The organism is Flavobacterium sp. UBA4854, assembly GCF_002399805.1.
GTDB lineage: Bacteria > Bacteroidota > Bacteroidia > Flavobacteriales > Flavobacteriaceae > Flavobacterium > Flavobacterium ginsengisoli.
On the sequence record NZ_DHEI01000084.1, the window covers coordinates 69,088 to 78,343 of the forward strand.

Annotated in this window: 9 protein-coding genes; 2 read left to right on the forward strand and 7 right to left on the reverse strand. The window is 32.9% G+C overall.

Annotated features, from left to right (window positions below; translation table 11 throughout):
* The coding region (locus tag B3J44_RS12355; RefSeq protein WP_286968686.1) for a replication-associated recombination protein A at positions 1-906 on the forward strand (906 nt) is incomplete at its 5' end.
* A 14-nt stretch (positions 907-920) separates the two neighbouring features.
* Here the strand turns inward: B3J44_RS12355 and B3J44_RS12360 are convergent.
* The 3 genes from B3J44_RS12360 to radC are packed head-to-tail and all read right to left on the reverse strand — an operon-like array spanning position 921 to position 3,094.
* Entirely contained in the window at positions 921-1,712 is a 792-nt protein-coding gene (locus B3J44_RS12360; protein ID WP_286968687.1) for a hypothetical protein, read from the reverse strand.
* A gap of 2 nt (positions 1,713-1,714) precedes the next feature.
* Positions 1,715-2,401 (reverse strand): YjjG family noncanonical pyrimidine nucleotidase, encoded by a 687-nt coding sequence (locus B3J44_RS12365; RefSeq protein ID WP_278020376.1) that lies wholly within the window; start codon positions 2,399-2,401, stop codon positions 1,715-1,717.
* A gap of 3 nt (positions 2,402-2,404) precedes the next feature.
* Entirely contained in the window at positions 2,405-3,094 is a 690-nt protein-coding gene (radC, locus tag B3J44_RS12370) for a RadC family protein (protein ID WP_286968688.1), read from the reverse strand.
* 106 nt (positions 3,095-3,200) lie between these two features.
* Between radC and B3J44_RS12375 the strand changes: the two genes are divergently transcribed.
* Positions 3,201-3,830: a DUF1287 domain-containing protein gene (locus B3J44_RS12375; protein WP_286968689.1), complete on the forward strand. Its 630-nt coding sequence runs from the start codon at positions 3,201-3,203 to the stop codon at positions 3,828-3,830.
* Positions 3,831-3,903: 73 nt separating this feature from the next.
* Here the strand turns inward: B3J44_RS12375 and B3J44_RS12380 are convergent, their stop codons facing one another.
* From B3J44_RS12380 to B3J44_RS12395, 4 genes are all read right to left on the reverse strand, one after another.
* Entirely contained in the window at positions 3,904-5,259 is a 1,356-nt protein-coding gene (locus B3J44_RS12380) for a UDP-N-acetylmuramate--L-alanine ligase (RefSeq protein ID WP_286968690.1), read from the reverse strand.
* A 14-nt stretch (positions 5,260-5,273) separates the two neighbouring features.
* Positions 5,274-5,960 (reverse strand): tetratricopeptide repeat protein, encoded by a 687-nt coding sequence (locus B3J44_RS12385; RefSeq protein WP_286968691.1) that lies wholly within the window; start codon positions 5,958-5,960, stop codon positions 5,274-5,276.
* Between the two features lie 371 nt (positions 5,961-6,331).
* A complete protein-coding gene (locus B3J44_RS12390) occupies positions 6,332-8,476 on the reverse strand; it encodes a S46 family peptidase (RefSeq protein WP_286968692.1) in 2,145 nt (714 codons plus the stop codon).
* 174 nt (positions 8,477-8,650) lie between these two features.
* Positions 8,651-9,256, reverse strand: a 606-nt coding sequence (locus B3J44_RS12395; RefSeq protein ID WP_286968693.1) for a GTPase, incomplete at its 5' end; no start/stop codon positions are given.

The window sequence follows — 9,256 nt, forward strand, 5'->3', positions numbered from 1 at the left end:
TGGATAACATTGGTCGGTGCTACAACCGAAAACCCCAGTTTTGAAGTAATTCCTGCATTATTGTCACGTTGTCAAGTTTATATACTAAATGCTTTTACAAAAGCCGATTTAGAAGCTCTTTTGCAACGTGCAATGAAAACTGATGCTTATTTATTGACAAAAAAAATAAATTTAAAAGAAACAGAAGCCTTATTGCGCATTTCTGGTGGTGACGGAAGAAAACTCTTAAATGTATTTGAACTTGTCATTAATGCTTCTGCTGGTGATGAAATTACAATTACTAATGATCGCGTTTTTGAACTTGTACAACAAAACACGGTTCTTTATGATAAAACTGGCGAACAACATTACGATATCGTTTCTGCGTTTATTAAATCTATACGAGGCAGTGATCCTAATGGAGCCGTTTATTGGTTGGCCAGAATGATTGAAGGCGGCGAAGAAGTAAAATTTATTGCTAGAAGAATGCTAATTCTAGCAAGCGAAGATATTGGTAATGCTAATCCAACTGCACTGATAATGGCTAATAATACTTTTCAGGCTGTTACAACAATCGGATATCCAGAAAGCCGAATCATATTAAGTCAGTGTGCAATTTATTTGGCTACTTCGCCAAAAAGCAATGCTTCTTATATGGCAATTGGCAATGCTCAACAGTTAGTAAAGCAAACTGGCGATTTGCCTGTTCCTATTCATTTACGAAATGCTCCTACCAAATTAATGAAGGAATTAGGTTATGGAGACGAATATAAATATTCTCACGATTATGCCAATAATTTTGCAGAACAAGAATTTTTACCAGATGCTATAAAAGAAACGGTTCTTTACAATCCTGGAAACAATTCTAGAGAGAATAGTACCCGCGAATTTCTAAAGAACCGTTGGAAAGATAAATACGGCTATTAAACCGTATTTTGTATTTAGAATTTAACTACAATTTTTTCTGAAACTAATTTGTCATTCTGATAAGACTCAAAATACCATTGTCCGTCTTCTTTCAAAATCAAAGAACCTTGAACATTATCTTTTATCGCGATGTAAACATTTGGTTGAGAAGTCTTAAGAAGCTTCATAACTACTTTTGGAGTTTTATCTATTAATTGATAACCAGATTCTGTTGGTTGAGCATATAATAAATTAGGATCTTTTAAATCTGGCGAAACAGTCGCTGCTACTGGATTTGTTGGCGCTACTTTTACTGCAGCCGCTGCAGGAGCAACTGTCGCAGCCGCCAAAGTTTCGGCAGTATTTTTTTGTGCCACAACAGTTCTAGATGGCACTACAGACTTGCCACTGTATTTATAGTGCAATCCATAAATCGATTTAAAAGCGTTATCTAGCGCTTCTTTATAAGCAACTTCATATTCTTTCTCCTTACTTTTACCCACCTCAGATGTGTAAACCACTTGTCCGTAACAATCTTTTAATTCAATAAAAAGTTTAGTGACCAAAAAAGCATTGTCTTTTTTCACATCTATATATAAAACCTGACAACGATCTGTAAGCCCATCTGGTAATTGCTCGTTTGTATAATAAGCTTCAAAACCTCCCTTTAATAAATTTGATTTGGTTAATGTAGCCAAACGATATTGATTATCTGTTTTTATAAAATCATATCTCAGAGGTACAATTACAGCTCTGTAATCATTAACAGACTGCGCAAATCCAACAACTGAACATAAAAGAGCAGTAAGTAAAATTTTAATTTTCATAATTATAAATAGTTTTTTAGTTCTAATAAATGGTTAATTTGTTTATAATTTCCCGAAATATCTAATTTTTTCTCATTAAAGAAAATAGCATCCAAACCAGCATTCAAAGCTCCATTTACATCTGCTTCAAAATCGTCTCCGATCATAATGCTGTTTTCTTTTGAAGTTTTTGCCAATTTTAATGCATAATCAAATATAATACTATTTGGTTTTTTAACACCTGCTAATTCTGAATTTGTGATTGTACTGAAATAATTGCCAAGCGCAGCATTATTAATTTTCTTTTCTTGAACTTGAGCAAATCCATTTGTGATGATGTGAAGTTTATATTTTGGTTTCAAATATTCCAAAACTTCGATCGCTCCATCAAAAAGATAATTGTTATCAGTAAGAAACTCAATATAATCATTTGCAATTTCCAGAATATTCTCATCTGAAACTACATAATTCAAAGCATCAAAGGATAACTTCAAACGATTATAACGCAATTCCTGATGCGTAATTTTGTCATTCTGATACAATCTCCAACATTCTTGATTGATCGGAATATATTCTTTAATAAAATCTTGAGTTGCGATTTCTTGGTATTTATTTTTAAAAATACGATCAAAAGCCATTTCTGAGTTTTTATCAAAATCCCAAAGCGTATGATCTAAATCAAAAAAGATGTCGGTAATATTGGTGTTCATGTATTAAAAAATTCCTTCATCTACAAAACTATAATATTTTGATTCAGTAATAATAACATGATCTAAAACTTTAACATCTAATATATCTCCTGCCGTTTTAATTTTCTTAGTAATTTGTTTGTCGGCATCACTTGGAACTAAACTACCCGAAGGATGATTATGGCACAAAATCAAGGCTGTAGCGCCATTCTCTAGTGCTAATTTAAAAACCAATCGTATATCTACAACTGTTCCAGCAATACCTCCTTTACTTAATTGGGATTTAGAAATCACTTTATTTGAATTATTAAGAAAAAGCACCCAAAACTCTTCATGCGGAAGTTCTCCAATAATGGGCTGCATAATATCAAAAACAGCTTTACTTGAAGTTATTTTTTTTAGTTTCGAAACATCTTCTATTCGTTGCCTCCTACCCAACTCTAAAGCAGAAACAATTGAAACAGCTTTTGCTTCACCAATACCTTTAAATTGCATTAATTGAGAAATTGTCATTTTTCCCAAAGCAGTTAGATTTTTGGCTGTAGATAAAATTCGCTTACTTAAAGCGACAGCAGATTCATTACGGCTTCCAGAACCAATTAAGATAGCCATTAATTCAGCATCACTTAAAGCATCTTTTCCTTTGAGCATTAATTTTTCGCGCGGTTTATCATCATCAGACCAATTTTTTATAGCGAAATGCCCTCCTTCCATAATAATAATTTTAAGAAGCGAAGATATTTAAAAAAGAAGAAAAATCTTTCAAATATTATTAACCGTTCTTAAATTTTAGTATCTTTAAAAACTAAATTATCTGAAAATGAAACCATTAATCTCCTGCTTTATTTTATTATTTTTTCTATCATGCCACCAAAAAGAAAACAAAAGCCCAGCTGTTTCAAATTATACCGAACCTAAAACTTTTGCCGAAAAATTATCTCAAGCCGCAATTTCAATAATTGACCCCTCGATTGATTACGATCCTGCCTATTTCAAAATTGATTACCCGAATGGCGATGTTCCAAAAAATAAGGGAGTTTGCACAGATGTTATAATACGATCGTATCGAGTTCTAAATATCGATTTACAAAAAGAAGTCCATGAAGATATGGTTGAGAATTTTTCTCTTTATCCAAATTTAAAAAAATGGGGAATGACAAAAACCGATACCAATATTGATCATAGAAGAGTCCCGAACCTAGAGGTGTTCTTTGAAAGAAAAGGAACAAAATTACCTGTAACTCAAAATGCAAAAGATTACAAAACTGGAGAATTAGTAACTTGGATGATTAATGATAAACTTCCGCATATTGGAATTGTAACTAATAAAAAATCAGCTGACGGAAAACGTAATTTAATTGTTCATAACGTCGGCAGCGGACAAATTTTAGAAGATTGTTTATTTGAATATAAGATAGTTGGACATTTTAAATATGAAAATTCTAATTAGATAATTAGACAAAAAAAAATGTGCCAACTACAAAAGCAGTGGCACATTATCTAATTTTCAAATTGACTAATTTCTAATTAATCAAACCTTTTACATCATCAAAATTTAAACCTCCATAATTTCCTGAACTCATTAATAAAAGTGCAGAATTTTCTAAATTTAAATTGAACAAATATTCTTTAAACTCAGTTGGATTGGTATAAATAATTAAATCTTTTCTATTGAATGCCGTAGCAATTTGTTCGTAAGTAACTTCTTCTAGCTGTTTAATTTTAACCGCATCTGGAGAATAGAAAACAACTGCAACATCAGCATATTCTAAAGCACCTTCATATTCTTTTAAAAACTCAGCATTTAAACTACTATAAGTGTGCAATTCTAAACAAGCAACTAGAGTTCTATTAGGATATTGCTCTTTTACCGCTTTTGTTGTTGCGGCTACTTTACTTGGCGAATGCGCAAAATCTTTATAAGCCACTTTTCCTTTTCCTTCTGCAATTTTCTCTAAACGTTTAGAAGCACCTTTAAAGCTAGCAATTGCTTCGTAGAAATCGGCCTCATCAACCCCCATATTTTGACAGATCCATTTTGCTCCTGCCAAATTATTTAAATTGTGTGCACCAAAAACTTCAATTGGCATATCGCCTTCTGGAGTTTTTAATAAAGTTAATCCATCATTTACCGAATATTCTGGAGTCGAATAAGCAATTTTTCGAATCGGATTTGTTGCTGCTTCGGCAACACGTTTTACTTCTGAATCATTTTCGTTATAAACTAAAATTCCGCCATTTGTAATTTTTTCAATGAAAATTTCAAATTGCTCCACATAGTTTTCATACGTTGGAAAAACATTAATATGATCCCAAGCAATTCCAGAAATTAAGGCAATGTTTGGTTGGTATAAATGAAATTTCGGACGTCTGTCAATTGGAGAAGATAGATATTCATCGCCTTCTAAAACCATGAAATCATTTTCTTCAGTCAAATGAACCATAGTATCAAATCCTTCCAACTGTGCTCCTACCATATAATCGACTGCAATGTTGTGATAATGCATTACATGAAGAATCATAGAAGTTATTGTAGTCTTTCCATGAGAACCACCTATTACAACACGAGTTTTGTTTTTAGATTGTTCATATAAAAACTCAGGATACGAATAAATCTTTAAACCCAATTCCTGTGCTTTTAATAATTCAGGATTATCCGCTTTAGCATGCATTCCAAGAATAATAGCATCTATATCTGAAGTGATTTTTTCTGGAAACCAACCCAATTCAGCAGGAAGAATTCCTTTCTTTTCTAATCTTGATTTTGAAGGTTCAAAAATAGCATCGTCACTTCCTGTAACCTGATATCCTTTGTTATGCAATGCTAATGCTAAATTGTGCATTGCGCTTCCGCCAATGGCAATGAAATGTGTTTTCATTTAGAATCTTTATTTTATGCTTCGAATTTTCGTTTTAAATCCTGCGCTTTTTTTGTGTCTTTTAGTTTGTTCAAATATAAATTATATAATTTTTGAAATGTGACTTTTGAATTGCCAATTTCATGTGCTTTCTTATAATTTTTTTCGGCAAGATCATATCTTTTAAAATACTCTTCAATTCTTCCTCTTGACAGATAGCCATCAATTGGAGAAAACTGCGCTAATTCGTTAGAATATGAGATTGCTTTTGATTCGCTTCCGCCTAAAATTCCAGGCAATTGCAAATAAATTTCAATCAATGCCCAACGCGCCTGAACATGTTTTGGATTAAGCTCGATGGCTTTCTCAAAAGCTTCTTTCATATCGCCCACCATCGAAAAAGCTTTAATTTTATTCACTTCTACAGCATGCATCGCCAAACATCCTCCGTATTTAAAAAAATAATCTGCCACTGTGGGTTTCAATTCTTTTAGTTTTTTAAAATATTCGGCACCTTTTACCCAAGATTTTTGATGTGCTTCTATTTCTCCAAGATATTCCAGTGACTTTATATCTGACGGATTTGTTTTAAGGACAAATTCAAATATGAGTTTAGCTTCATCGTAATTTTTTGCGCGAAATAATTTCTCTGCTTTCTCAAAATTAGATTGTGACCAACAGTACATCGGAACAATCAAAAAGAAAATTAGCAGCTTTTTCATATTTCAAAAATAAGGAAATATAAAATGCTTGATTTGCTTTTAAACATAAATTAGTAATTTGTACGAAAAATATATTTAATCTTATTCCAGCCTTTTTATATAAATCGCCATTCAGCTTCAAAAACACAATTACAACAATGAAAACACGCGTGCTTTGATTCAGTATAAAATGCAAAACAATTTCTTACTTGAGAAATTCCAAATTTTGAAAACATTAAATGTATCTTTTGTCAGTCTGAGTAAAGTCGAACACACGCATTCAAAAGGCTTCTACTTCAATCAGCCTTGTATACTTTACACAAACTAAAAAAAATAAAAAACCCGACAGCTTAAAAAAACTGTCGGGTTTTATTTTATAAAGGAAATTGAGATTATTTAGCAATCGTCAACTCATCAATAATGTTTTTAGCTCCTGCATATTTGTCGATAATCCAAAGTACATAACGAATATCTACGTTAATTGTTCTTTGCAATTTAGAATCGAAAATTACGTCTCCAGCCATAGCTTCAATGTTACCGTCAAAAGCGATACCGATTAATTCTCCTTTTCCGTTAAGAACTGGCGAACCAGAGTTTCCTCCAGTAATATCATTATCTGTCAAGAAATTGATTGGCATATAACCTGCTTTGTCAGCATATTGACCGTAATCTTTTTTCTTGTTTAACTCTAACAAACGAGCTGGCAAGTCAAATTCTTGGTCTCCTGCTTTATACTTTTTAACCATACTTTCCATTGTAGTATAATTATTAATCTTAGCATCGTTACGAGGATCAGCAGGTAAAGCGCGAACTTTTCCGTAAGTCAACCTCAACGTAGAGTTTGCATCAGGGTATTTAATTGCGTTCAATTTAGATTCTCTTAAACCTTCTACCAATTTACGGTATGCAGTTGCAAAACCATCATCAGCTTTTGCTTGATCATCTGTTTTAGAACGGTATTTTGTCAATAAATCATTAGAAATAATATACAACGGATCGTGTGTAATGGCTACTGGTTTAGGATCTGCTAAAAATCCTAATACTTTTTCTTTAGTTGTAAAATAACTCTGTTCTGTAGCTTTTGCCACATCTGCAGTAAAGTCACCATTGTTAGCTGTTTTCATTTTTGCAATTTCTGGAGCAAGTCCATACTCAGCAGCTTTTTCAGCATATAAGTTTAATTGAGCTGTTAAAATGTCTTTTTCTAAAGGAGCATGAAACTCACCATAAATTTTCTCAATCATTTCATTGATTTTAGGAAGCATTTCTGCTTTCTTAGCATCATTTTCTTTGTAGTAAGCAATTAATGCATTTCCTAAATTAGCAGGTCCAGTTGCGTAGCTAGAAGTACGTAAAAGTTGAGTCAAATAATTATCGTGACGCGCTTTTAAGTTTGTTTCTCTGTAATAATCGTTAATAGTCGGAATTACATTCTCGTACTTTTCTTTGTTTGCAGGTTTACTTGCCCACTCGTAGAATTTATCTTCTTGTTCTGCTTTAGCGTCTACAGTTCCAGCTTTTGTTAAAGCGTCGATCATACCTTGACGGTTTTTCCAGTAGTTAGCAGTCGAAGCATATTTAGAAGCATACTGTAAACGAACAGTTGCATCTTTATCCATATACTTTTTCATTACGTCCATTCCAGTTTTTGCACCTTCAACCCAAGCAGGATAAGCATATTTAATGTTTTGCTCGATTCCTCCAGCTGGCATCCAACGGTTTGTTCTACCTGGATATCCTAAGATCATTGCAAAGTCATTTTCTTTAACTCCTTTCAAACTTACAGGTAAATAGTGTTTTGGTTTTAATGGCACATTATCTTTAGAATATGCTGCAGGATTTCCGTCTTTGTCAGCATAAACTCTAAACATAGAGAAATCTCCAGTTTGGCGAGGCCACTCCCAGTTGTCTGTATCTCCACCAAATTTACCAACGCTTTCAGGAGGAGTTCCAACTAAACGAACGTCTGTGTAATCTTGGTAAACAAAATAGTAATATTCATTTCCTTGAAAGAAAGGGCGAACAGAAACTGTGTATTTTCCATTTTCGCTATTTTCTTTTTCAATCAAAGCGATTTCTTGCTGAATGATTGTGTTTCTTTCAGTTTCTGTCATTGTATCGTTTACTTTAGACAGGATTCTTTTTGAAACATCATCCATACGAACAAAGAAACGAACGTATAAAGATTTTGGTTTTAGTTCTTCTGAACGATTTTTTGCCCAAAAACCATTTTTCAAATGATTTTGTTCTGCAGTTGAAAGTTCTGCAATCGAACTATAGCCACAGTGGTGATTAGTAAGAACTAAACCGCTGTTTGAAACGATTTCAGCTGTACATCCTCCATTGAATTGTACAATTGCATCTTTTAAGCTATGATTATTAATACTGTAAATTTCTTCGGCTGTCAATTGCAAGCCCATTTTTTCCATATCTCTATGGTTCAATCTTTCGATAAACATCAAAAACCACATTCCTTCATCGGCTCTCATTGGGAAAGCCATAAGGCACATGGTCAAGAATAAAATTACTTTTTTCATGTTATTTTGTTTAAGTGATGCGAATATAAGCCATTTTAGCAATTATCTCAACCCAAACAATCTTAAAATTAAAAATGATATTAGATTTTTAGCAGTTTATTACGAATTTAACATTATAAAACAAAAAAGGTACCCTGAGAACAGAACACCTTTTTGATATCTAAGTAAGCTTTACTATTCGTTAAGCATTTTCCAAAGTCTGTCTTTTAAATCTGTCAAGCCTTGTTGTGCTACAGATGAAATAAACATATAAGGAACGCCTTTGAAAGAAACATCTAATTCTGCTTTCAGCTCAGCTTTCAATTCATCATCCAACATATCACATTTTGAAATTACCACAAGACGTTCTTTGTCTAGCATTTCAGGATTATACTTTGTTAATTCGTTAACCAAAATATCATATTCTCCTTTAATGTCTGCTGTATCAACAGGAATTAAAAACAATAAAGTGGAGTTACGTTCAATATGACGCAAGAAGTAATGACCAAGACCTTTTCCTTCTGCCGCGCCTTCAATAATTCCAGGAATATCAGCAATTACGAAAGATTGAAAATCTCTGTAAGCCACGATTCCTAGATTCGGTTTTAAAGTCGTAAACGGATAATCGGCAATTTTTGGTTTTGCCGAAGTCAATACAGACAATAAAGTAGATTTTCCTGCATTAGGAAAACCAACCAAACCAACATCAGCCAAAACTTTAAGTTCCAAAATCACATCCATTTCAACACCAAGCAAACCTGGTTGTGCATAACGAGGCGTTTGATTTGTAGAGCTTCTAAA